Annotated in this window: 26 protein-coding genes; 14 read left to right on the top strand and 12 right to left on the bottom strand. The window is 54.9% G+C overall.

Annotation, left to right across the window (positions count from 1 at the left end; all coding sequences use genetic code 11):
• The first annotated feature begins 84 nt into the window (after positions 1-84).
• Together PFRI_RS13440 and PFRI_RS13435 are read left to right on the top strand one after the other, a co-directional pair.
• The gene (locus tag PFRI_RS13440) at positions 85-567 is read left to right on the top strand and encodes an RNA pyrophosphohydrolase (RefSeq protein WP_072631220.1); all 483 of its coding nucleotides are present in this window, start codon (positions 85-87) and stop codon (positions 565-567) included.
• An 11-nt stretch (positions 568-578) separates the two neighbouring features.
• On the top strand, positions 579-1,022 hold the full coding sequence (locus PFRI_RS13435; RefSeq protein WP_084649693.1) for a hypothetical protein: 444 nt from the start codon (positions 579-581) through the stop codon (positions 1,020-1,022).
• 50 nt (positions 1,023-1,072) lie between these two features.
• Here the strand turns inward: PFRI_RS13435 and PFRI_RS13430 are convergent, their stop codons facing one another.
• Together PFRI_RS13430 and PFRI_RS13425 are read right to left on the bottom strand one after the other, a co-directional pair.
• Entirely contained in the window at positions 1,073-2,416 is a 1,344-nt protein-coding gene (locus PFRI_RS13430) for a lytic murein transglycosylase (RefSeq protein WP_084649692.1), read from the bottom strand.
• A 62-nt stretch (positions 2,417-2,478) separates the two neighbouring features.
• Positions 2,479-3,198: a helix-turn-helix transcriptional regulator gene (locus PFRI_RS13425; protein ID WP_072631218.1), complete on the bottom strand. Its 720-nt coding sequence runs from the start codon at positions 3,196-3,198 to the stop codon at positions 2,479-2,481.
• Between the two features lie 82 nt (positions 3,199-3,280).
• On the opposite strand from PFRI_RS13425, the gene PFRI_RS13420 reads away from it, so the two are divergent.
• Entirely contained in the window at positions 3,281-3,982 is a 702-nt protein-coding gene (locus PFRI_RS13420; protein ID WP_072631217.1) for a glutathione S-transferase family protein, read from the top strand.
• On the opposite strand, the gene rnr is transcribed toward PFRI_RS13420, so the two are convergent.
• The 4 genes from rnr to dapE are packed head-to-tail and all read right to left on the bottom strand — an operon-like array spanning position 3,979 to position 8,402.
• Positions 3,979-6,240: a ribonuclease R gene (rnr, locus tag PFRI_RS13415; RefSeq protein ID WP_072631216.1), complete on the bottom strand. Its 2,262-nt coding sequence runs from the start codon at positions 6,238-6,240 to the stop codon at positions 3,979-3,981. The genes PFRI_RS13420 and rnr overlap by 4 nt on opposite strands.
• A gap of 31 nt (positions 6,241-6,271) precedes the next feature.
• Positions 6,272-6,850, bottom strand: a complete 579-nt coding sequence (locus tag PFRI_RS13410) for a TIGR04282 family arsenosugar biosynthesis glycosyltransferase (protein ID WP_072631215.1) — start codon at positions 6,848-6,850, stop codon at positions 6,272-6,274.
• Positions 6,847-7,260 carry a GNAT family N-acetyltransferase gene (locus tag PFRI_RS13405; RefSeq protein ID WP_072631214.1) on the bottom strand — a complete coding sequence of 138 codons (414 nt, stop codon included), beginning with the start codon at positions 7,258-7,260 and terminating at the stop codon, positions 6,847-6,849. The genes PFRI_RS13410 and PFRI_RS13405 overlap by 4 nt, the downstream gene beginning before the upstream one ends.
• Positions 7,257-8,402 carry a succinyl-diaminopimelate desuccinylase gene (dapE, locus tag PFRI_RS13400; protein ID WP_072631213.1) on the bottom strand — a complete coding sequence of 382 codons (1,146 nt, stop codon included), beginning with the start codon at positions 8,400-8,402 and terminating at the stop codon, positions 7,257-7,259. The genes PFRI_RS13405 and dapE overlap by 4 nt, the downstream gene beginning before the upstream one ends.
• 291 nt (positions 8,403-8,693) lie before the next feature.
• Between dapE and PFRI_RS13395 the strand changes: the two genes are divergently transcribed.
• Both PFRI_RS13395 and PFRI_RS13390 read left to right on the top strand, forming a co-directional pair.
• Positions 8,694-10,268, top strand: a complete 1,575-nt coding sequence (locus PFRI_RS13395) for a Hint domain-containing protein (RefSeq protein WP_072631212.1) — start codon at positions 8,694-8,696, stop codon at positions 10,266-10,268.
• Positions 10,268-11,329, top strand: a complete 1,062-nt coding sequence (locus PFRI_RS13390) for a Hint domain-containing protein (RefSeq protein ID WP_072631211.1) — start codon at positions 10,268-10,270, stop codon at positions 11,327-11,329. The genes PFRI_RS13395 and PFRI_RS13390 overlap by 1 nt, the downstream gene beginning before the upstream one ends.
• A 7-nt stretch (positions 11,330-11,336) precedes the next feature.
• On the opposite strand, the gene PFRI_RS13385 is transcribed toward PFRI_RS13390, so the two are convergent.
• The gene (locus tag PFRI_RS13385) at positions 11,337-11,687 is read right to left on the bottom strand and encodes a DUF8846 family protein (protein ID WP_072631210.1); all 351 of its coding nucleotides are present in this window, start codon (positions 11,685-11,687) and stop codon (positions 11,337-11,339) included.
• A 115-nt stretch (positions 11,688-11,802) separates the two neighbouring features.
• On the opposite strand from PFRI_RS13385, the gene PFRI_RS13380 reads away from it, so the two are divergent.
• Complete coding sequence (locus PFRI_RS13380) at positions 11,803-12,768, top strand: transporter substrate-binding domain-containing protein (RefSeq protein WP_072631209.1); 966 nt, start codon at positions 11,803-11,805, stop codon at positions 12,766-12,768.
• A gap of 117 nt (positions 12,769-12,885) precedes the next feature.
• Positions 12,886-13,962 (top strand): transporter substrate-binding domain-containing protein, encoded by a 1,077-nt coding sequence (locus PFRI_RS13375; RefSeq protein ID WP_072631208.1) that lies wholly within the window; start codon positions 12,886-12,888, stop codon positions 13,960-13,962.
• Between the two features lie 49 nt (positions 13,963-14,011).
• Here PFRI_RS13375 and dapD read toward each other — a convergent pair whose 3' ends face one another.
• A complete protein-coding gene (dapD, locus tag PFRI_RS13370; RefSeq protein ID WP_072631207.1) occupies positions 14,012-14,839 on the bottom strand; it encodes a 2,3,4,5-tetrahydropyridine-2,6-dicarboxylate N-succinyltransferase in 828 nt (275 codons plus the stop codon).
• A gap of 131 nt (positions 14,840-14,970) precedes the next feature.
• Between dapD and PFRI_RS13365 the strand changes: the two genes are divergently transcribed.
• Together PFRI_RS13365 and speB are read left to right on the top strand one after the other, a co-directional pair.
• Positions 14,971-15,816: an LOG family protein gene (locus PFRI_RS13365; RefSeq protein ID WP_072631206.1), complete on the top strand. Its 846-nt coding sequence runs from the start codon at positions 14,971-14,973 to the stop codon at positions 15,814-15,816.
• Between the two features lie 65 nt (positions 15,817-15,881).
• Complete coding sequence (gene speB / locus PFRI_RS13360; protein WP_072631205.1) at positions 15,882-16,841, top strand: agmatinase; 960 nt, start codon at positions 15,882-15,884, stop codon at positions 16,839-16,841.
• Positions 16,842-16,881: 40 nt separating this feature from the next.
• Here the strand turns inward: speB and PFRI_RS13355 are convergent, their stop codons facing one another.
• A complete protein-coding gene (locus tag PFRI_RS13355) occupies positions 16,882-17,364 on the bottom strand; it encodes a GNAT family N-acetyltransferase (protein WP_072631204.1) in 483 nt (160 codons plus the stop codon).
• A gap of 72 nt (positions 17,365-17,436) precedes the next feature.
• On the opposite strand from PFRI_RS13355, the gene PFRI_RS13350 reads away from it, so the two are divergent.
• Positions 17,437-17,781 (top strand): DUF2794 domain-containing protein, encoded by a 345-nt coding sequence (locus PFRI_RS13350; RefSeq protein ID WP_072631203.1) that lies wholly within the window; start codon positions 17,437-17,439, stop codon positions 17,779-17,781.
• 9 nt (positions 17,782-17,790) lie between these two features.
• Here PFRI_RS13350 and PFRI_RS13345 read toward each other — a convergent pair whose 3' ends face one another.
• The 3 genes from PFRI_RS13345 to PFRI_RS13335 form a co-directional block, all read right to left on the bottom strand.
• Positions 17,791-18,609, bottom strand: a complete 819-nt coding sequence (locus PFRI_RS13345; protein WP_072631202.1) for a C40 family peptidase — start codon at positions 18,607-18,609, stop codon at positions 17,791-17,793.
• Positions 18,606-19,991: a leucyl aminopeptidase family protein gene (locus PFRI_RS13340; protein WP_072631201.1), complete on the bottom strand. Its 1,386-nt coding sequence runs from the start codon at positions 19,989-19,991 to the stop codon at positions 18,606-18,608. The genes PFRI_RS13345 and PFRI_RS13340 overlap by 4 nt, the downstream gene beginning before the upstream one ends.
• Before the next feature lie 128 nt (positions 19,992-20,119).
• The gene (locus tag PFRI_RS13335; protein WP_245812384.1) at positions 20,120-20,500 is read right to left on the bottom strand and encodes a hypothetical protein; all 381 of its coding nucleotides are present in this window, start codon (positions 20,498-20,500) and stop codon (positions 20,120-20,122) included.
• A 145-nt stretch (positions 20,501-20,645) separates the two neighbouring features.
• Here PFRI_RS13335 and PFRI_RS13330 point away from each other — a divergent pair, with 145 nt between their 5' ends.
• The 4 genes from PFRI_RS13330 (at position 20,646) to PFRI_RS21155 (ending at position 23,149) form a co-directional block, all read left to right on the top strand.
• Positions 20,646-21,296, top strand: a complete 651-nt coding sequence (locus tag PFRI_RS13330; RefSeq protein WP_072631228.1) for a carbonic anhydrase — start codon at positions 20,646-20,648, stop codon at positions 21,294-21,296.
• Between the two features lie 78 nt (positions 21,297-21,374).
• Entirely contained in the window at positions 21,375-22,349 is a 975-nt protein-coding gene (locus PFRI_RS13325; protein ID WP_175549258.1) for a sodium-dependent bicarbonate transport family permease, read from the top strand.
• A gap of 4 nt (positions 22,350-22,353) precedes the next feature.
• A complete protein-coding gene (locus tag PFRI_RS13320) occupies positions 22,354-22,665 on the top strand; it encodes a P-II family nitrogen regulator (RefSeq protein WP_072631199.1) in 312 nt (103 codons plus the stop codon).
• 34 nt (positions 22,666-22,699) lie between these two features.
• Positions 22,700-23,149: a hypothetical protein gene (locus tag PFRI_RS21155; protein WP_111445538.1), complete on the top strand. Its 450-nt coding sequence runs from the start codon at positions 22,700-22,702 to the stop codon at positions 23,147-23,149.
• Positions 23,150-23,166 lie beyond the last annotated feature (17 nt).

The following is a 23,166-nucleotide window of genomic DNA, read 5'->3' as shown; positions in this document are numbered from 1 at the left end:
CGCCCGCCAGGTCCTGTGAAGGCTCTAGTACACAGCGCCGCCAACAGATACACAAGCCCCAACACATTTTAAAAGGCTTCTTACATGACACCCGAGCAAATCAACGCCCTCCCTTATCGTCCTTGCGTTGGCATCATGCTGGTCAATGCGGCCAATGAGGTTTTCACCGCCCAGCGCCTCGATAGCAGCGCAAACGCGTGGCAAATGCCCCAGGGCGGCATCGACAAAGGCGAAGCAGCAGACGTCGCTGCCTTGCGCGAGTTAGAGGAAGAAACAGGTATCACCCCCAACCTCGTCACGATCCTTGGGGAAACAAAGGGTTGGTTTCCCTATGACTTGCCCCACGCGCTTGTGCCAAAACTCTGGAAAGGGCGCTACAAAGGTCAGGAGCAAAAATGGTTTCTCATGAAGTTTCACGGCACCGATGCGGACATCGACATCGCAACGGAAATCCCGGAGTTTTCCAAATGGCGCTGGACGCCCTCCGACCAGCTTGTGGCCAATATCGTACCCTTCAAACGCGACGTCTACGCGCGGGTCTTGCAGGAATTTTCGCCGCTCTTGTAGCCGCCTCTCCGTTGCACGCGCTCTCCTGCGTGCCCTATGGGCTGGACAATGCAATCTACGAAGTCGCAACCTCTGAGGATGGCTATGTAGCCGCAGTAGGCACGCTGACGTTCAATGAACGCAAATTGCCAAAAGTCGACATGAGCCGCCAAGACGACACGCCGCCAATCACCCTCATTCCGGCACGTCTCAAAGGAACTGCGCTCAATAAAAAAGGCTTCACCCAGCCGTTTTCAACGCGTCTAGACTTGGCGATCAAATGCTATGGCCCTTGGTGCTCCTCCGCGCAAAGCGGGACAGAAGCATTGGTGTTTTTGCAAAAGACCGACACGGGCTACACGCTCAACACCAACCCTTGCGGCGGCCATATCTTCGCAAACCCAAGCAAAGCGGATCTTAAACAGGTCGAGCAATGCTACCTACAAGGCAACTGTCCTAAACCAGAGCTACGCTAAGCGCTTCCTCTCTTTCTAAATATCCCCGCCGGAGGCTCCTGCCCCATCAATCAGCGTAACTGCTTCAGCAGATTTAGCGACGCGTACCCATCAGGAATCATCCCATTCGCTTTCTGGAACCCTTTGATCGCGCTCACTGTGTTGGGACCAATCTTTCCGTCCACGCCGCGCGTATTGAAACCAGCCGCACTCAACAAACGCTGCATTTGCTGACGCTCTTTAAACGTCAACGCACGATCCTCACGTGGCCATAACGCCTTGATCGGCCCGTCACCGCGAATACGGTCACTCAAATGACCTACGCCAATCACATAAGCATCCGCCGCATTGTAACGCTCGATAACTGAAAAGTTCTTGAACACCATGAACGCAGCGCCCTTTGCGCCAGCAGGCAACAAAATAGAGCCGGATCCATGATTTGGCACTGCGCTCCCGTTCATACCTAACACACCGAGCGCTGCCCAATCGCTTGGTGCTTTCTTGATTTTGCGGCTCGCAAGGTTGTAGTTGAACCCATCAGGAAGCTTTACTTCAACGCCCCAAGGTTGCCCTGTGACCCAGCCAAAACGGTTGAGATATGCGGCTGTAGAGGCAAGCGCATCAGACGGATCGTCGCTCCAAATATCGCGCTTCCCATCGCCTGTGAAATCAACAGCATAATCAAGGTAGGACGTCGGGATAAATTGCGTGTGCCCCATCGCCCCCGCCCAACTGCCCGTCATATTTTCCGGCGTGGTATCACCCGCTTGCAAAATCTTCAAAGCGGCAATCAACTGGCTCTCAAAGAACCGTCCGCGCCGCCCATCATAGGACAACGTCGCGAGCGCTGATACGATAGGGGTTTCGCCGCGAAACCCTCCATAGTTGCTCTCCAAACCCCAAACGGCTGTCACAACTTCCTTCTCAACACCGTAATTCGCCTCGATCGCCTCAAGTTTACTCAGGTGCGCCGCTAACGCCGTCTTGCCATTCTCCACGCGCGTGTCGGAGGCTGCACTGTCCAGATATTCCCAAATCGTCTTGGTAAATTCGGACTGATTGCGGTCACGTTCGATTACTTTAGGCAAATACGCGACACCCCGAAAAGAGCGCTCAAACACCGCAGGGCTAATCCCAGCGCTCAAAGCACGACTGCGTAAGCCGGAAATCCACCGCTTGAAACCAGCGTTCGAGGTCGCTGCGAGGATCGCCGCAGGTGTCACCGTGCGCTCATTTTTGATGATCGTTGGCCGCGCGTTCGGCCGTATCTTGGACATCACCGCAGCCGCTTTGACTGGTGTCACGCTTTCGCCGCTCGGCCGCACTTCGGGGCGGATCGAGCGTTCGACAGCCTGAGCAGACAACACCGCTGGCAAACAAAGAGCACTGCAAAAAACAAAGGATAGCGCGCGCATGGGGTCACCTTTTGAAACCAATAGGATCGACCTTAACCTGATTGTTTCCAATTCGAAAGAAATCACGCAAACGGATTGCGACTATTCGCCGACGCGAAAGGATCATTGCGAATACGCTCAATAAATTCGCGCAGCATCGGTACGCGTTTGGGGCGAAAACTGTCGCCGCTCACCTCCAAATCGCGCATGCGATCCAACCGGAAAGAGCGGTAGTCTTGACGCAAATGACAATAGGCAAGCAAACACTGCACCTCATCCAGTGCTGTAATCCCAAGTGGGTCGACACTACGTTTCGTCGCGTGACCCTCTTTGTCCACATAGGCAAACGCCACACTCACCTCATCCCACGCCGCGCGCCTCAATGCCCTCGGATCAATCCCTGGTTTTGGGCGTTCTCTGAAACGCCGCGCCGACAAAACAGCATGCTCCAAACGATGTGACTGGCTCGGCGGGAGGCGTCCTTTGAGCTTGCTCAATGCACGCTTCGCAGCCTCTGCCAAAGATGGATCACCCGTTTGCCCAACCTCGCGCAACCCTAGAACCAACGCTTCTATTTCCTCATCATCAAACCCCAACGGCGGCAACGTCGCGTCCTCGATCAGTGTGTAACCAAACCCCGCTTCCCCATCGATCACGGCCCCAAGATCGCGCAAACTATCAATGTCGCGGTAGATGGTTCGCAGCGAAACCTGCATCTCACCCGCCAAATTTTCCGCCCGAACAGGGGGCGCAGATTGACGAAGGGCTTGCATCAATTGGAACAGACGTGCGGTGCGAGACATATTTTCACTCTAACAGAACCTACTGACAATAAATGTCAGTAGCGTGCCATAGCAAGGGTAGCAGAAAATCAGGAGAAACACGATGCTCACCCTACTCACGTTCCCCGGCAGTTTCGGCGCACCCAGCCATAGCCCTTACTGCGTCAAAGCGATGTGCTTGCTGCAAATGTCAGGCCAAGAATGGCAACCGGAGTACCTGCACGACCCCCGCAAAATGCCCCTTAGTCGCTTGCCCGTCTTGCGCGCTGGCACAGAATTGATCCCCGACAGCGCAAGCATTCAAATGTATCTCGAAAACAAGGGCGTGGATTTCAACAAAGGTCTGTCAGCGGACCAAAAAGCCCAGTCACACGCGCTCATCCAAATGTGTGAAGCAGGCCTTTATAACATTCTCGTCCATGATCGTTGGCTCGTTGATGAAAGCTGGGAACACACCCGAGCAGAGTTTTTCAAAACGATCCCTTGGCTCATTCGCGGTTCTCTCACGCGCCAACTGCGCAAAGGCGTGCGCGCCAAAATGATTGCCCAAGGCACTGCTCAATTTTCTGAAGACGAGCGTGCAGCTCGGATGATGCTCGACCTGAATGCGCTCAGCACAAAGCTTGGCGATCAAGCGTTTCTATTCGGCGCGAAACCCACCGCAGCAGATGCTGCGATCGCCCCTGTGCTCGACATGATCATAAACCTACCCGTCAAAACAGGTGCGCGCGAATTGCTCAAAGGATGGGAAGGCCTGCCTGCATATGTGGCGCGCGTGCGTGACGCGGCCTACCCAAAACTTTAACGCGTCCGCTTTACTTTGCGCTTCACCTTATCCGCCTTACGCTTGGCATTGCTTGCCTTGCGTCGGGCTGGTTGGCCACGTCCTTTGTAGCCGCCGCCACCGCCCTTTGGCATTTCTTTGCCATCCAGCGTAAGCATCTCCAGTTCGACACCACCCGTCTGCGGCGTGGCCGAGGCGAGCTTGACCGTGACGCGCTGCCCAAGACTGATCGTCAGTCCAGTATCAGATCCCATCAAGGTCGAGCTATCCGCGTCAAAATGGAAGAACTCACGCCCGAGCGAGCGCACAGGAATAAGCCCATCCGCACCCGTCGCATCGAGTTTCACAAAGACCCCAAACTTGACGACGCCACTGATGCGACCGCCAAGTTCTTGGCCCACATATTCACTTAGGAAGGCCGCGAGATAGCGATCTGTCGTGTCACGCTCCGCAACCATCGAGCGACGCTCTGTTTGCGAAATATGTTCACCGGTCTCCTTGAGACCATCTGCATCCTTTTGCGTCAAACCATCCTTGCCCCAGCCATGTGCAGTGACCAAAGCACGGTGCACGATCAGGTCAGCGTAACGACGAATAGGCGAGGTGAAATGCCCATAGTTGCGCAGCGCGAGACCGAAGTGACCGAAGTTCTCAGGTGCGTAATAGGCTTGCGTCATAGAGCGGAGAGTCGAGATATTGATCAACTCCGCCTCATCCGTATCAGCCGCTTGCTTCAAGAGTTGATTGAGGTGACGCGTCTGTAACACCTGCCCCTTCGCCATCGTCAAACCTGCCGCTTGAGCCGTTTCACGAAGCGCATTGAGCTTCTCCTGCGACGGTTCTTCATGCACGCGGAACAAGAGCGGCTGCTTCTTCTCGATTAAGGTTTCCGCGGCACAAACATTGGCAAGGACCATGAATTCTTCGATCAAGCGATGCGCATCGAAACGCTCGGCAAAAGCGACAGAAGTGACTTTGCCATCGTCGTCCAAAATAATCTTGCGCTCTGGCAGGTCTAATTCCAACGGTTGACGCTCTGCGCGGGCTTTTTTCAGCGCCGCATAGGCCGCATAAAGCGGGCGCAGAACGGTGCTAACGAAAGGCTCGGTTTTCTCGTTCGGATTACCGTCCATCGCTTGTTGCACTTCGGTGTAGTTCAGCGAGGCAGGCGATTTCATCAAGCCACGTTTGAATTCATGGGAGAGTTTTTGGCCCTCTGCATCAATAACGATGCGTACAGCGATACAGGCGCGAGAGACGCCCTCGTGCAGCGAGCAAAGATCGCCAGACAAGCGGTCCGGCAGCATAGGCACAACGCGATCAGGGAAGTAGCTGGAATTTCCGCGATTGCGCGCCTCACGGTCGAGTTCAGACCCGGGAGTGACGTAATGCGCCACATCGGCAATCGCGACCCAAAGGATGTGACCGCCTTTGTTGGCGGGGTCCGTATCAGGTTCAGCGTAGCACGCATCATCGTGATCGCGCGCATCAGAGGGGTCGATTGTGACCAGCGGCACATCGCGCAGATCGGTGCGACCTTCAAGGCCAGCGGGCTCTTTGGCATCAGCCTCAGCAATCACCTCATCGGGGAAATGATCGGGGATACCGTGTTGATGGATCGCGATCAGAGAGACGGCTTTGGGCGCAGTCGGATCCCCCAAACGCGTCACGATTTGCGCGCGCGGCAGGCCCATGCGGGCCTTCGTTCCGGTGAGCTCTGCTTCAACGAGTTCGCCGTCTTTCGCACCGCCTGCGGCACCCGCAGGCACCTCCCATTCCTTCGCCGCGCCCTTGTCGATAGGCAGGATACGCCCGCCTTCATGGCTTTGACGGAAGATACCGATGATGCGTTCGGGATTAGCCCCGATGTGGCGGATCAGGCGCGCCTCATAGAGGTTTCCGGCACCTTTGATCTTGGTCACACGCGCCAAGATGCGATCCCCCGCGCCCAGCGCTTTGTCGCCTTGTTTCGGGATGATCAGGATTTCGGGATCTGGGCCAGTCCCCTCCCACTCCATCGCTTTGGCGGTGAGATCGCCGTCGCTGTCAGGGCCGATGACTTGCAAGACAGAAACAGGCGGCAGACTATCAGGATCGCGGAACGTCTTTTTACGTTTGGTGAGATGACCCTCTGCTTCCAGCTCTTTCAGAATGCGCTTGAGATCAATGCGCTTCGCCCCCTTGATGCCAAACGCCTTCGCGATGTCGCGCTTGGCGGTCTGGGTGGGGTTTTCAGTGATCCAAGTCAGGATCGTGGCTTTATTGGGTAATTTGCTCATGTGGGGGCATGTAGCATGGGAGCGCAAGGAGCTACAGAAGTTTCAAGTCATCCACCGTATCCACATCTCGCAACGTCGCGACATGGGCGATGCTCACATCGCCTAAAGAGCGCGAGCTGTCTGTTAGGGCGTGTTCAGTAGACCAACGGACGTTTGTGAGGATGTCGGCGCGTGGAGGGCGGGCGCGTTTTAGGCCGATGAGCCAGTAGCCTCCATCGGGGGCGGGGCCAAAGACGGCGCCATGATTGCCGAGCGCCTTGAACGCTTCTGCAATGCGGGGGCGGGTGATGTCAGGGATATCAGCACCGATGATGCAAACGGGGCCTTTGGAGAGCCCGCGCAAGATGCGGGACATGCGATGGCCGAGATCACCGCGCCCTTGCGCAACGCGAGGAAGATGCGCAGGCCAGATGCGGCTGGTGAGGCCCTCAGCATCAGGGGCAACGGCGAGGATTGTGTGCCAGCGCGGATCTTCGATACGGCGCAGCAAGGCGCGGGTTTGGTGGCGGAACCACCATGCGGAGGCGGTAAGGCCAATGTCGCGACCAAGACGGGTTTTGACCCGACCGGGGCGCGGTTCTTTGACCATGATGACCAGTGTGGGCCTCATAGAAAGAGTTCCATCATGCGGTGGTCGATGCCTGCGTCGTTGAAAACGTCGCCATATGCTTTGAAGCCGAACCCTTCGTAAAACCCGAGTGCATCAAGCTGCGCACCGAGAACTGCGCGCGGGTGGCCCTGCTCGCGTGCCCAATCGAGGCAAGCTTGGATCAGCGCTTGCCCTTGATAGGTGCCGCGCGCGTCTTTGAGCACGCAGACGCGGCCAATTTTGGCAGAGCCGTCTTTGATGAAGACGCGGGCTGTGCCGACGGGTTTGTCGTTTAGGTAGGACAGAAAATGGACGGAAGTCTCGTCCATGCCATCGACTTCATCAGCGGTGCTGACGCCCTGTTCATCGGTAAAGACGATTTTGCGGATGGATTGGCAAAGCGCGATGTCGGTGGTTTGAGCGACACTCATGCGAAGTAGTCTTTCAGGATGCGCCCGTAAATATTCTTGAGTTGGTTGATCTGCTCGATTGGCACGTTTTCATCCACTTGGTGCATGGTTTTACCGACGAGACCGAATTCCACGACGGGGCAATGGTTCTTGACGAAACGCGCGTCAGACGTGCCGCCGGTGGTGGACATCTCGGGGGTGACGCCTGTTTCGGCATGGACGGATTTCGCGATGAGATCGGAAAGGGCACCGGGAGGGGTAATGAAGCTTTCGCCGCTGATTTTGATCTTGAGGCTGATGGGCGTGTCGAAGGCGGCGGCGACCTCGTCGGCTTCGCGTTGGAGCCATTCGCTCAGGCTTGCACCAGAGTGCAGATCGTTAAATCGGATGTTTACAGTGGCACGACAACTGGCGGGGATGACGTTGGTTGCGGGGTTGCCCGTGTCGATGGTGACGACCGCAAGAGTGGAGGCGTCAAAATGATCGGTGCCTTGGTCTAACCGATGCGAAGCGAGGCGATCCATGAGGCGCGCAACAGCCGGCAAAGGGTTCTTGGCGCGATGCGGATAGGCAGAGTGGCCTTGCTTTCCAGTGACTTCGAACCAGCACGTCAACGATCCGCGACGACCGATTTTCATCATCTCGCCCATCTCGTTCGGGCAAGTTGGTTCACCGACCAAACAAACGCTCATCTGCTCGCCTTCGCGCTCCATATAATCAAGCAGGGCAGTTGTACCGTCGAGTGCGTCGCCCTCTTCATCGCCCGTGATCGTTAGGATCACAGCGCCATCTGGCGGGGTTTGAGCAACGAAATCAATCGCAGCGGCGGCGAAAGCGGCAACGCCAGATTTCATGTCTGTCGTGCCACGGCCATACATAATTCCGTCAACGATATCGGCGCTGAAAGGACCGTGGGTCCATGCGGCTTCGTCACCCACAGGGACAACATCTGTGTGACCGTTGAAGCCGAAAGTCTTGGCGGCGCTTTTGTCGCCCCAGCGTGCGAAGAGGTTGGCGATGCCACCACGATCAACGCGAGTGCAAGAAAAGCCAGCGTCACTTAGCAAGCGTTCCAGCAAGACCAATGCACCGCCTTCCTCAGGGGTGACAGAAGGACATTGGATCAAATCGGCGGTGAGTTTGACGGGATCGATGTGGGGCATGTGCTTATCCTATTGGGCGAGCGCGTTTGAAAACATTGCTATCGCTCCACGCTAAGTGATGCAATTGGCTAGAGAAAATGTGACCAAAATGGGACGCCCGCGACACTCACATCCTGAGATTGCTGAAAAGGCGGTTCCCGAATACCCCAAACCCGTGTTAGCGTTTCGTTAATAAATTGACCCGAGGCAGGGCAAACAGCAGTATAGGTCCAACGTGGCCACCCCATAATGATCCGCAAAAATGCGGGCGTAGAGCAGTTTGAACTGTCTCAATCCGAAAGGTATTGAGGCATGCCAGCAACCGGCGCAGAGCTAGGTTACAACACGAGTGCATCCGCTTTGGCGATGGCAAATGCCATCTTCGGAAGCGGTGTTACCGTCACAGGCGCGAGCTACACGGGTGACAATCGCAGTTCTGCGATTTACTCCAACGGCGACGCGCTTTCCCCTGATGCAACTCCCGGCGACACGGGCGTTATTTTGTCCACAGGGCGCGCGGATCGATTCACGCAAAGCAATGGCGACCCCAACCGCGCGACGAACACTTCAACCAATACAAGCGGTGTAAAAAACGATTCTGACTTTAACGCAGCCGCGGGCACCAGCACGTATGATGCGTCTTTCTTAGAGGTCGATTTCACCTCTGCGACAGCTGGCTTCATGACGATGCAGTTCATCTTTGCATCAGAAGAATACCCCGAATACGTCAACTCGCTTTATCAAGATATGGTTGGCGTATGGATCAACGGTGCTCAGGTTGAAATGAGCGTCGGCAATGGTGACACTGATCCCGGCAACATCAACGCCGCTGACAATGGCAACCTTTTCATCAACAACACAAGCGATGATTACAACACCGAGATGGACGGTTTCACCGTTACGTTGTCGCTTAAGATTCCGATCAACGTAGGTACAAACTCGGTCAAGATCGGTGTCGCTGACGTCGCTGACAGTAATTACGATTCCAATCTGCTAATCGCTGCGGATTCGATTCAAAGCGATGTGCTCGCGTTTGATGACAGCGCCAATGTTGATCCGTTTGGCTCTAAAACCATCGACGTTTTGGCCAATGACACCAACAACTCTGGTGGCACACTGACTGTTACTCATATCAACGGCCAAGCCGTTGTTGTCGGCAGCATTATCACGCTTGGCACTGGTCAAACGGTTGAATTGAACGCAGATGGCACGCTGACGGTTGTCGGCGACGGTGACACAGAGAACGTCAATTTCACCTATGCCGTGGAAAGCACGACAGGCGAAACAGACACGGGTTTTGTACTGCTCAACATGGTGCCCTGCTTTGTCGCAGGCACATTGATCGAGACGCAAGAAGGCAAAATGCCTGTTGAAGTCCTCGAAGCAGGCGACATGATCCTGACGCGCGATCAGGGCTATCAACCGCTGCGCTGGATCGGTCAGCGCGAAGTAGATGCGACCGGCAAGATGGCACCCGTAGAGATTGCGGCGAACACATTTGGTACGCACAGTTTGTTGCGGGTTTCACCGCTGCACCGCATTTTGTTGCAAGATGAAATGGCGGAGTTGCTATTTGGTGAGTCTGAAGTGTTGGTCGCCGCGAAGGAACTGGTGAACGATAAAACCGTGCGCGTGCGCGAGGGTGGGACCGTCACTTACGTCCACCTGTTGTTCGATAAGCATCAGATCGTGGTCTCCAATGGCTTGGAAAGCGAGAGCTTTTTGCCGGGTGGGCAGATCACCAACTTGTTCGAAGAGGAAGCTGTCGCAGAGATTTGTGCATTGTTCCCAGAGCTCGATCCACAAACGGGCGAAGGCTACAGCAAGTCCGCACGGCGTATTTTGCGCAAATATGAAGCTGAATTGTTGCTCGGAAGTGCGGCCTGATGGGCTGGCTCGCCTATAGCGGCGGTGGCGGTGAAACAACGGATGTTCATGCGTCTATCACCTCAGAGAGCATGATCGAAACAGGTGCGTTGGTGTTGGAAGCGCCCCTGCCCTCAGATCATCGTGCCGCGACACTGCTTGAGGTCGCAACTTTGCATCCAACGCCAAGTCTGCTGCGCATTCAGTCGATCCCTGGTGAGGGGTTTTCGGTTCTTATCAGTTCTGGTGGGCATGTGTTTCACGCGCTTATTTCGCACACCTTGCAAGCACGCACAGATAATTTTCGCCTGACTTTGAATTGGGATTCAATCTCTGGCGATGGTCTTTTGTCGATTGAACACCCAGGCGACGATGCGCTTTTCACAAGTGAACTTACAGGGTGTATCGCCATGTCTGGCGCGCTGGTGCTTGGGGCTTTGTCTGAAACGCGTGCGCCTGAAGTTCAGAAAAAGCTCGCCTACATCGGGTTTCATCAAGGGCCGCTGAGTATTGGGCCAACACCCACGCTGGATTATCATACGCCCGTTCTAACGCCGCAGGGCTATCGCAAAATCGGAGCGTTGAAACCGGGTGACACGGTTATTAGCGCAAATGCAAATATTGTGCCTGTTCTGGGCGTGTTCAAGAAGGTGACCCCGGCATTCGGGAGTTATGCGCCTGTGCGTTTGCGCGCACCCTACTTTGGATTGCAGTCCGATTTGGTCATGGCGGGAACGCAGCGCTTGATCGTAGGCGGCTCTGACGTGGAGTACACGTTTGGTTGTGATGAGGTGCTGATCCCCGCGCAACATTTGATAAACGGCACCGCCGCGATTGCGCAGCCTGTGGGTGGTACGACAACCTATTTTCAGTTGCTCTTGCCAGAAAACGAAGCATTCATCGCGTCGGAACTGTTGCTTGAGAGCTTGTTCATCGGACGATTGAGACGGCGCAAGGCGATCTTCAAACACACATCACTCGCTGCCTTACCTCGTAACTTACTACCAGAGCATGCTGCGACTGTGAGCCAGATCTTGCGCCCGTATGAAGCGATCACATTGGCCGCGATGCGCGCCGCATAATCGATTGTTAGTGCGCGGGCTTGTCGTCAAAGAGGGGCGTCATCTGCGCGATGATCACCGAGTTCTCGTCCAATGCGCGCTGCATCAATTCGCGCTCGTCATCCGAAATATCATGCCCCTCAGAGAGACGTTCATCCAAAGTGCCGTATCCCGTGACATCGAGCGGTGCGACATCCGCCTGCTTCAAGATCGCCACAGTTTCGCGCACAGCTTCTGCTTCATCCACGCCAGACGCGTAGATCATAAGGGCAGCGCCACTTGATCCTTCGGGAAAACCGTCACCGCTCGAGCGGCCCGCTTGCACCAATAAAGTGAAGACCTGTTGCTTTTTGCGGGGTTTTTTGGGCTTTTCAGTCATAAGTTGCGGCGTATCTGCTGCACTCCGTTGCGTCAAGCATCGCGTTTGGTTGACGAAAGGGGGCGAAATACATCAATGTTCCTCGAGCATCTACAATTAGGCGGACCTTGCTGAAATGGCATTTTTGAAACGCATCGCTCTAGCCCTTTTGACACTGTTGTCGCTGGCCTTGCCCGCAACGGCGCAATCTGACGATCCTATGGTGTTTGGCACCGTCCATCGCCCACCATTTGCGGATACCGAAGGCGATCAGATCACGGGTTTCAGCATCGATCTGATGCGCGCGATTGCCGATGAGATAGGTCGTGAGGTGGTGTTTGAGCCAAATGAGCGCTTCGGTGACATGCTTGCCTCGGTGCGTGCAGAGCGAGTCGATGGGGCGATTGCCAATATCTCTATCACTGCGGATCGCGAGCGCGCGATGGATTTCAGTCAGCCTATTTTTGGCAGTGGCATTCAAATTCTACTTCCCAAAGAAGCAGCGCTGGGCGATCAATTCCTCTCACTCATCGGAGGGGATGCACTGCTCTATGTGCTAGGCGCTGTTGTGTTGGTGGTGCTCGGATGGTTCTTGATGCGCGCAGCAACGGGTGTCTCTGGCGGCATCGTTGGCGTGGTCGCGATGGTGGGTGGATTCGCGCTGTTGTTGGTGGCGGCGGGCACGATCACGGCGAAGGTTACAGTAACGGCGCTACAAGCTGATGTGCAAACCATCTCTGATCTGCAAGCGCGCATTGTTGGCACAGTGGCAGGCTCAACCAGTGATACGTTCCTCGACAAACACGGGATCCAGTTCCAAGGGTTTGGCGATCCTGACGCAATGTTGCGCGCGTTCGAGCGCGACGAAATCAATACGGTTGTCTTTGATGGCCCCATCTTAGCGCATTATCTGCAAACAGATGGCGTCGGGTTGGCACGGTTAATCGACAAGGTTTATCGCCCAGAGAACTACGGCATCCTTTTGCCCGCCGGAAGCGCGCTAAAAGAGGACATAGACCTCGCGTTGCTCCAGTTTCGCGAAGATGGCACGTATGATACGATCCTGACGAGATGGTTTGGCAACAGCTTCATCGCAGAGTAACTTACCCACCTGTTTTTAATCGGTATCCCTGCAATTGGGCCTGTTACCTTGTATACCTCTGAAGTACTTCCGCACCAACCGCGCAAGCGTGTTGGATAGATTATAGGCACCGAAACAATGACTCAGTTCAGATCGCTCTTTTTGTCAGCCTTGATGCTGCTTTCTACGCTTGTGCCTGCGCTTGCACAAAACGCTGATCCATTAACCATTGCCACTGTGCATCGTCCGCCATTTGCTTTTGTGGATACGCCAGAGGCCCGCGGGTTCAGTATTGATTTGATGCGCGCTATTGGCGAGGGCATCAACCGCGAGATCATTTTTGCGCCTCAAGAATCGTTTGGTGACATGTTCAGTAAAGTCATGGCGAGCAAAGTGGACGGGGCGATCGCGAATATTTCCATCACTACCGAGCGCGAACGCGAGATGGATTTTAGCCAACCGATTTTTGGCAGCGGCATCAAGATCATGATCCCGAATGAGAGGTCGAGTTCGAGCATTTTCGCCGCTTTGTTTACCCGCGATATTGCAGTCGTCGTATTGAGCGGTCTTGCTCTGCTTTTCTTTGGCGGCATGTTGATGTGGTTTTTTGAACGCCGCGTGCAGCCCTATTTCGACAAGCCCGCGCGCGAAGCAATGTTTCCGTCCTTTTGGTGGGCCTTGAATCTGGTGGTGAACGGTGGCTTTGAAGAACGTGTGCCGCGCTCCACATTCGGGCGCATTTTTGCGGTCCTTTTGGTCGTCTCAAGCCTGTTCATCGTGTCCATTTTCGTAGCGTCGATTACAGCGTCGATGACGGTGAATGCGCTAAGCTCTAACATGAACAATCTGCGCGATCTGGAAAACCGGCGCGTTGCGACAATAACCGGATCGACAAGCGCGGCGTTTCTTGAATCCAACGGTTTGGTATTTGCGGATTACGCATCCCCTGAAGAAATGTTCACCGCATTCGAAGCGGGCGTCGCGAATGCAGTTGTGTTCGACGGCCCGATCCTTGCCTATTACCAACAAAACCAAGCGCAAGGAAAAGCACGCGTCCTTGAGCGCACCTATCGTCCAGAGAATTACGGTATTGTGCTTCAAAGCGGAAGCGCGCTCAAAGAAGAGATCGATCAGGTTTTGCTAAAGTTCCGTGTGGATGGAACCTATGATGATCTGCTGAACAAATGGTTCGGAAATATCTACACGCCTGACTAAGTGTGGTTTGGCAAAGGCGCAGCTAAAAGTGCGCCTTTGCCAATATTAGTTAATCGCGTAGCAACTCATTGATACTTGTTTTAGAGCGCGTCTGTGCGTCCACGCGTTTCACGATGACTGCGCAGTAAAGGTTCACGCCATTCTTTGACGGCATGGAGCCCGCAACGACGACGGAACCCGAAGGCACTTCGCCGTATGTGAATTCGCCCGTTTCGCGGTCAACGATCTTGGTGGATTGGCCGATGAATACGCCCATGCCCAAAACCGAGCCTTCGCGCACGATGCAACCCTCAACAACCTCGGAACGTGCACCGATAAAGCAGTTGTCCTCGATGATTGTCGGGCCCGCCTGCATTGGCTCTAGAACGCCGCCGATGCCAACACCGCCGGAGAGGTGCACGTTCTTGCCGATCTGCGCGCAGGACCCAACGGTTGCCCATGTGTCAACCATCGTGCCCTCATCAACGTAAGCGCCGAGGTTCACGAAAGACGGCATCAGCACCGCACCGGGCGCGATGAAAGCGGACTTGCGAACGATACAGTTAGGAACCGCGCGGAAACCTGCGGATTTCCACTCTGCGTCGCCCCAACCTTTGAACTTGCTATCGACCTTGTCCCACCAGCCAGCGCCTTGAGGGCCGCCTTCGTGCTGCTCCATATCTTTGATACGAAAGCCGAGCAGAACTGCCTTTTTTGCCCATTGGTTTACATGCCAATTGCCATCGGCCTGCTTTTCCGCAACACGCAGCTTGCCGCTGTCGAGTGCGTTGAGCGTATCTTCAATCGCGTCGCGCTGTTCGCCTGTGGTCGCGGGTGAAATTGTGTCGCGAGCCTCCCAGGCCGCTTCGATGGCAGTTTCTAGCTGTGCGTTTGACATGGGATTCCCTCACTGAGTTGGATTTGCGGCTTTAGACATGAAATGACCGCGCCGCGCAATCGTGATCGTGACTGGTGCGTTTACGTTTGCCTCGTTAGACATGGGTTAACCCGATTTGAAGGACTTGAGGCATGAAAGACGACAACAAAAGCCCGTTTCGCGATGCAGGAACAGATCGCAACGCTTCCGAGCAAGTGCCAGACACCCCGCAAACGCGCGCACCGGCTTATAAGCTGGCCTTCGCGGACGAGGAATTCCTGTGCCGCGACGAGTTGCGTCCAGTACGTTTGCAGCTTGAGTTGCTAAAGCCACAGTTGGTCATGGACGAACGCGGGATCGAGAGCACGATTGTCTTGTTCGGTGGTGCGCGTATTCCAGAGCCTGCGAAGAAGGATACGGCGCGCACGAAGACCTTGGCGGATCTGTCCAAATATTACGAGCAAGCACGTATTTTCGCGCGGATGATGACCGAGAAATCCATGGAGAGCTATGGGCGCGAAGATGTGATCGTCACTGGTGGTGGACCTGGTGTGATGGAGGCCGGCAATCGCGGTGCAATGGATGCGGGTGGTGCGTCAATCGGGTTGAACATCGTGCTACCGCACGAGCAAGCGCCGAACGAGTATGTGACGCCTGATCTGTGTTTTAATTTTCACTACTTTGCGATCCGTAAGATGCATTTCCTGATGCGTGCTAAAGCGATTTGTGTGTTTCCGGGTGGGTTTGGAACGCTTGACGAAACGTTCGAGGCTTTGACGCTTATTCAAACGGGTCGCATGCAGCGTGTGCCCGTTTTGCTGTTCGGTCGTAAGTTCTGGGAGAGCATTATCAATTGGGATGCTTTGTCCGAGGCTGGTACGATTTCGGCAGAAGACTTGGAGTTGTTCCGCTTTGTTGAGACCGCAGAAGAAGCGATTGAAGCGATTGAAAATTGGGATGGCGCTGGTGAGCGGCGCGGCGAAATTCCAGGACGGTAAATAACTCTTTGCAAAGAGTTATTGGAAAGCCCTTTGCAAAGGGCTTTCGCTAGACAGGAGATGTTATGTCAGATCACGGATATGAAGCAGGGCGTCTGAATTTGCCGTTCGTCGGGATTTCTACTTTTGCTAAAAAGCCTTATGTCGCGGATTGGGATGCAATCGATGCGGATGTCGCTGTCTTGGGCGCGCCATTTGATTTCGGCACACAGTGGCGTCCCGGCGCACGCTTTGGCCCTCGCGCTGTGCGTGAGGCATCTACTCTGTTCAGCTTTGGCCATGCGGGGGCTTATGATCATGAGGATGACGCAACTTACCTAGGCGGTGATGTGCGGATTGTAGATATTGGTGACGCCGATATTATCCACACCAAAACCACTGAAAGCCATGCCAATATCGAATATGGCGTGCGCAAGATTTTGGCCGCGGGTGCATTGCCTGTAACCATCGGCGGTGATCATTCGATCAATATTCCTTGCATCAACGCGTTTTCAGAACAAGAGCCGATCCATGTAGTTCAGATTGATGCGCACCTCGACTTTGTCGACGAGCGCCACGGTGTTACCGAGGGTCATGGCAATCCGATGCGCCGTGCGATTGAAAAGTCGTATGTCAGCGGTATGACGCAACTAGGCATTCGCAATGTCTCGTCCACGGCGAAAGAAGGGTATGAGGATGCGCGCGCGCGTGGATCAGATATTTTGTCTGTGCGGCAAGTGCGCAAGCTTGGGACTGACGCAGTGTTGGAGCGTATTCCAAAGGGCGCGCGGATCTATGTAACCATTGATATTGATGCCTTTTGCCCATCCATCGCAGCGGGAACCGGCACGCCGAGCCATGGTGGATTTTTGTACTACGACGTTTTGGAGATTTTGCAGGGACTGGCCAAGCGCAACGAGGTCGTGGGCATTGATCTTGTAGAGGTCGCGCCGGCATATGATCCAAGCGAGAGTACCCAGATTTTGGCAGCGCAATTGTTGCTGAATTTTCTAGGGTTCATCTTTCATGCCAAAGCACAGCGCTGAATGCACAGGCAGAATTTGAGTTCATTTTGAAAGATGAAGTTTACAACGTTTTGAACATAACCAAGGCGTCGATCAAGCCGTCTTTGGGGTGATTAAACGCGTTTGGCAAGCGGCCGACAGTGTCGAAACCAGCGCGGTGCCAGATGTCGATAGCACGCGTGTTGTTGGCAAGAACGAAGTTAAATTGCATCGCAGCGTAACCTGCTTCTTTGGCGCGGGTGAGCGCGTCAGTGAGCATAGCGCGTGCAACGCCTTTGCCCGCAGCAATGGGTGCAGTGATGAAGCCGCAATTGCACACATGCGCGCCCCCACCTGGGGCGTTGGTTTTGAGGTAATATGTGCCCAAGAGCGTGCCGTTCTCTTCAATAACGAAGCAGCCCGCATCAGCACCGATCCAATACCCCAGTGCATTTTGCTGCGATATGTTGGGATCAATCGCATAGGTCTCACCAGAGCGGAACACGGGTTTGAGCATATCCCAGAGCACATTGTGATCTCGTTGGGTGACAGCGCGAATTTGCATTGAGCGAGCCTTTTGTTGAAACCAGAGTGCTACACGCTTGATTTACATCACAAAGGGCGCAAATGTAAAAGTATGACAGATCAATCGCCTATTCCTTTGTATCCAAAGCCTGCGCAGATGCAGGTCGCTTTTCATCGCACCGAGCTTGGGCCGATCATGTCGCTCTACGGGCAGATGGTTGCCGCAGGAGAGTGGCGCGATTACGGAATTTCCTGTTTAAAGGATCTGGCCGTTTTTTCCGTGTTCAAACGCACCGCGGAGAACCCGCTTTATCGCATCGAAAAACGCCCCAAGCTGCGCAACAAGCAAGGGCAATATTCGGTTGTCGGTATGGATGGGCAAATTTTGAAGCGCGGCAATGATCTCAAAGCAGTGTTGCGCGTTTTGGAGCGTAAGCTGATCCGATCAGTGGATTGATGCCGGCGTTCAGAGGCGTGCGTGACGCGTAACATCGCCATCCCCTTGCTCTGCTATCCGCCTGACCGCCACATCAAGACCTTCCAGCACAACGGACATAGAATGCGCATTGGCGTGGATCAACGTTTTCGGATCAGCCAGCATTGCTACGTGCCCTTTCCAAAAGAGCAAATCGCCCGCTTTTGGATTACCGTTGACAGTGCGCCCGAGGCTAGCCTCTTGTAGATCGCTGTCGCCAGCACAGTCCATGCCGCATGCGGTCAGCGCAGCTTGGATCAGGCCTGAGCAGTCAATTCCAAAGCGCGAATTACCACCCCACAGATAGGGGGTGCCAAGAAAAAGACGCGCGACTTGCGCAGGCGCGCGCTCGACCTGACCGAGCTCGCAAACATGTTGACGAGGGACGTAGCCAAAAGGGGTTTGCGCGAAACGCGGGAGCATTTCGATCACTTTGAGCTTGCTGCCAAAGCTAAGCGGCGCGAGGTCGCGAGATTTGAAGTTTGGTTCTTCGTAAATGTGGCTGGAGGGCGCATTGACCCAATGGCTCGCTGTTTCCATGTCGGTCAAATGCGCGCTCTTCACATAGCCACAATAGCCATCTTTGTCGGCTTGAATAAAGGCAACACCCTCGCGGTCCTCAAGTACACGAAGTGTTTCCCCCATCAGCAACTGGCGATCCCGTGGGCCATCCGGCGCGCGCAAAAGGTCGGCAACAGGCACCGACACTTGACGCGCCGCCCCGCTCACATATGTGTCCGCCGCGATTTCACCACGTAGGCTTTCACAAGCGACACGGCCATTCGAGGGAGTCAGACGCGGGTCGCTCATGATTTGAGCAAGTCCGGAAGTGCAGCAAGCAGCGCTCGTGTTGCTTGGCCAACGCCACCTTGGGGTCGCGCGGGTGCTGCGCTTGGTTGCCAGCCATACATGTCGAAATGCAGGTAATTTGGCGTCTCTGTCACAAAGCGACGAAGAAAAAGGGCAGCTGTGATGGAGCCTGCAAACCCGCCTTTTGGCGCGTTGTCGAGATCCGCAATGCCGGGTTCGATCATCGCCTCGTAAGGATCCCAGAACGGCATGCGCCACACAGGATCTTGGACGGTTGCAGCGGCACTTTCAAGCGCACGCGCACTGCGATCGCTTTGCGCATAATAGGGCGCAAGGTCGGGGCCAACGGCAACGCGTGCGGCACCCGTCAGGGTCGCCATGGAAATGATCGCATCAGGGTTTTCTTCATCCGCAAGTGCGAGAGCATCGGCCAGAACCAAACGCCCTTCGGCATCTGTGTTGTTTATTTCAACAGTGAGACCTTTGCGAGAGTTCAAAATATCACCAGGGCGGAAGGCATCGGCGCTAACGGAATTTTCAACCGCGGGGATAAGCACGCGCAATTGCACAGACATGCCTAGCGCCATGATCATGCTCGCAAGGCCGAGCACCGCAGCAGCGCCACCCATATCTTTCTTCATCAACCCCATCGACGCACCGGGTTTGAGATTCAAACCGCCTGTATCAAAACAGACGCCCTTACCAACCAGTGTGAGTTTTGGACCTGTTTCGCCCCAACGCATGTCGATCAAACGCGGAGCACGAGATGCAGCGCGCCCAACTGCGTGGATCATAGGGAAGTTTTGTTTGAGCAGGTCGTCCCCCTCTGTCACGGCAATGCGCGCACCATGCGTAATTGCTAGTGCGCGAGCTGCGTTTTCGAGGTCAGGTGGGCCCATGTCAGAGGCAGGCGTATTGATCAGATCGCGAGTGAGCGTTTCACCGGCAGCAATCGCTTCGAGGCGAAAAGCATCCGTGCTATCAGGACAGATAAGTTGCGCCAATTCACGCGCACTCGCTTTATAGCGATCAAATTGATAGCCCGCCAAAAGCCAGCCTAGAAGTTCAGCATTCAACGCATCACTGTCGAGATCAGTAATCAGATGAAACGTTCGTGCAGGCAGAGCAGCACGCGCAGACGCGAGAGCGAAGCGGGTCCTCAAACGAGCCGCTTTCGTGCCAAGGCCCACGAGCGCGCCAGCGGCATCCCCACTGTCGGAAGGCAAAACCAAAGACGTCCCAAACCCAGCTAAAAAGCCAGACGTTTTCACCCATGCCTGAACGCGCGCAGGTTGGCTTTCTAGCCATTCGCTTAGGCTATCTGCATCAAGCAAGCTTAACGGAAGGCTGGTTTCATCATGCGCGGCAAAGGTCGGAGACATGGGGCATTACTTTCGCAAGTTTCGAATACCGCCAAGCTATAGGCTTCGCCCTGCCCTGCAAGCGCAGAATGCGCAGCGCGCTAAACCTTGCCCATTCCTTTGTCTCAACCTTATTTCTACCCTCATATCTACACGGTGATATCTTGCAGATCCCAAATCGCTGTCAGCGATTGATCGGAACTGCGAACCAGACGCGCGAACGTTGCGCCCAGCGAAATCCAATCACCGCGATCAAGGCATATCAACACATCACCAGACACCCGCGAGACTGTGTTCATCCCGACTTGATCCGCGATCCTGATAAGCGAGCAAATCGTGCGCCGCATTTCATCGGACGCCCCTGCATCGTAGAGCTTTTCGCTCTGTTTAATGCGAATGGCCATTTCTTCCATTGCACGGCTTAGGACGTTATCCGCCTCTACCTCGCCCAGCGAAGTGTAGAGTTTCTCAAGTTGATCAGCATCCAGGCGCGCGCTTTCGCGCGGCAGCATCGTTGTAATCCGTTCCATTGTGTAACCCCGATTTCGCCCCCACGGCACAGTCTCTATGCGCCAGCGTCCTTCCTAAAAGGTTTACGCAGCGCGCTCTTTTCTCTCGAAATTGGTTCAAATCCAGCGTATCCACGCACACGCACAAGTCAGAATGGACATTCCTTTGCCCTACGTTAAACCTTTGCCCCCGTTTCTCGCGCAGCGCTATCACGGCTGGAAAGCGACGACTTACTCGCAAAACAAGGCTTGGTTTCGCAAATTAGCGACCGAAGGCCAGCATCCGCGCGCGATGATTATCTCTTGCTGCGATAGCCGTGTGCATGTCGCGTCGATCTTTGGCGCTGATGCGGGCGAATTCTTTATCCATAGAAATGTCGCTAATTTGGTGCCTGCTTTTGCGCCCGACGGTGATCACCACGGCACAAGTGCCGCGATTGAGTATGCTGTCACCGCGCTGCACGTCTCGCACATCATCGTTTTGGGCCATTCGCAATGCGGCGGGGTTCAGGGCTGTTTGGACATGTGTACGGGCAATGCCCCCGAGCTGGAACAAAGCAGCAGTTTTGTAGGTCGTTGGATGGATATTCTGCGCCCCGGCTACGAACGTGTGCGCGACAAGTATGCGCCCGAAGATATGGCGGCCGCCCTAGAGAAAGAGAGCGTGATGGTTGCGCTGGAAAACCTGATGACCTTCCCCTTCGTGAACGAAGCTGTCGAGAGCGATATGTTGACGCTGCATGGTCTTTGGACGGACATCGGAGAAGGTACTTTAGAATGTCTTGACTCAAAGAGTCGGGAATTTTTTCCAGTCTGATCTTTCAATCCGATCTTCGAGCCCCATTTAGTTCCAAATTAGTTCAACACGTATTTATGCGCACACGGAGCCCTGATCATGGACGTATTTTCTCTGGCGGCTGAAACGCTTGTAACGCCTATCGTTCTTTCCTTCGTGCTTGGCCTGTTTGCTGCGCTCGTACGCTCTGACCTCAGCATCCCCGAAGCCGTTGCCAAAGGCATGTCGCTCTATTTGCTTTTCGCTATCGGTTTCAAAGGCGGTGTGAGCCTTGCGGATCACGGCATTGACCTCACGCTTGGGCTGACACTGCTCACGGGCATCATCCTTTCTGCTGCGATCCCACTTATCGCCTACGTGATCTTGCGCGCGCTCAGCGGGCTCAGTGCACTCGATGCTGCTGCCGTTGCGGGGCATTATGGCTCTATCTCGATTGTGACCTTTGTTGCGGCGAGTTCCGTGCTTGAGAGCAGAGGCATCCCATATGACGGTTACATGGTCGCGGTCGCCGCCGCGATGGAAGCACCCGCAATTCTATCCGCACTCTGGCTCGTCACACGCTCCAAAGGTGGCGGCAAGATGGAGCCGGGGTTGTGGCGTGAAATCATGCTTAACGGGTCCATCGTGTTGCTCATCGGTGCGTTCCTCATCGGCATGATCACGGGCGAAGAAGGTCTGAAAGAGATTGCGCCACTGGTCATCGCACCATTCAAAGGCGTGCTTTGCCTGTTCTTGCTGGACATGGGTATCATTGCAGGGCGTGGCTTGCGCAAAGGACGCGGTGTGCTGGATGCAGGCGCGCTGGCCTTTGGTATCATCATGCCGCTGCTGGGCAGCCTTTTGGGGCTTGGCGCGGCGGTCTTGCTTGGTTTGCCGCTTGGCTCTGCGCTGCTATTGATGGTGCTCAGCGCGTCCGCCTCTTATATCGCTGTGCCTGCTGCCATGCGCGTTGCGCTGCCAGAGGCGAACCCATCCATTTACCTCACGCTCTCACTTGGCGTGACCTTCCCATTCAACCTAGTCATCGGCATTCCGATTTACCTCGCGCTTGCCAGTGCCGTGATCGGAGGCTGATCTCATGCAAACCCACAAAGCCAAACGTGTTGTTATCACAATTGAGAAAATCATGCTCTCTCGCTTAACGGATGCGATCGAAAAGGCGGATGTGTCTGGCTACTCTATATTGCCCGTGTTCGGTGGATCAGGTCGCTCTGGACCGTGGACGCGTGAAGACAACATTGGACGTGGAGATGGTATGGTGCAGGTTATTTGCATCATTAAACCCGAGCGTTTGGATACCTTGCTAGACTCCGCGTTTGAGGTCGTGGACCGCCACATTGGCGTCGTGACAATTTCGGATTGCGAAGTGCTACGAGCGGAGCGGTTTTAACCAAGTTTTTACGTTCGTGTGAAAACATCGCCGCATGTCTATGCAAACCGTAACATTGAAACTTCCTGATGTGATGCTGCAAGCGGCGCAAAAGCTTGCGATTCAGAATGATGTGACCGTTGGCCAAATTGTGCGCGATTTGCTCGTTCGGGAAGTGCACAACACCAATCGCGCGAAGACGTCTGGCAGGACGGATGAGGAGCTCCTCGCATCTTTGCAGACGCTCCTCGCATCAGACATGGGCGCGGCGACTAGTTGGGACGATCTTGAGCGTCGTCTGCAAGCGAATGGCTATAATCTACGCCCCGCAGGCGGTGGATTAACCTTGCATCGAACATCGAATGGGGAACGCTTGTGCAAAGCATCGGAGTTGGGATTCGCGTACGGCGCGCTCGTGCGTCGTTTCGGCGAAGCCATGCCAGGACACCCGCATGGGGTTATGCCCGGTGACCTGCCCCCCGAAACTTCCCTCAGTTTAATGTAGAGTTTGCTCAACCATCG

This window comes from Planktotalea frisia (genome assembly GCF_001890925.1).
In the GTDB taxonomy this organism is placed as follows: Bacteria; Pseudomonadota; Alphaproteobacteria; order Rhodobacterales; family Rhodobacteraceae; genus Planktotalea; species Planktotalea frisia.
The sequence above is the reverse complement of the archived record's forward strand: the minus strand, read 5'-3'. Positions and strand labels throughout refer to the sequence as shown.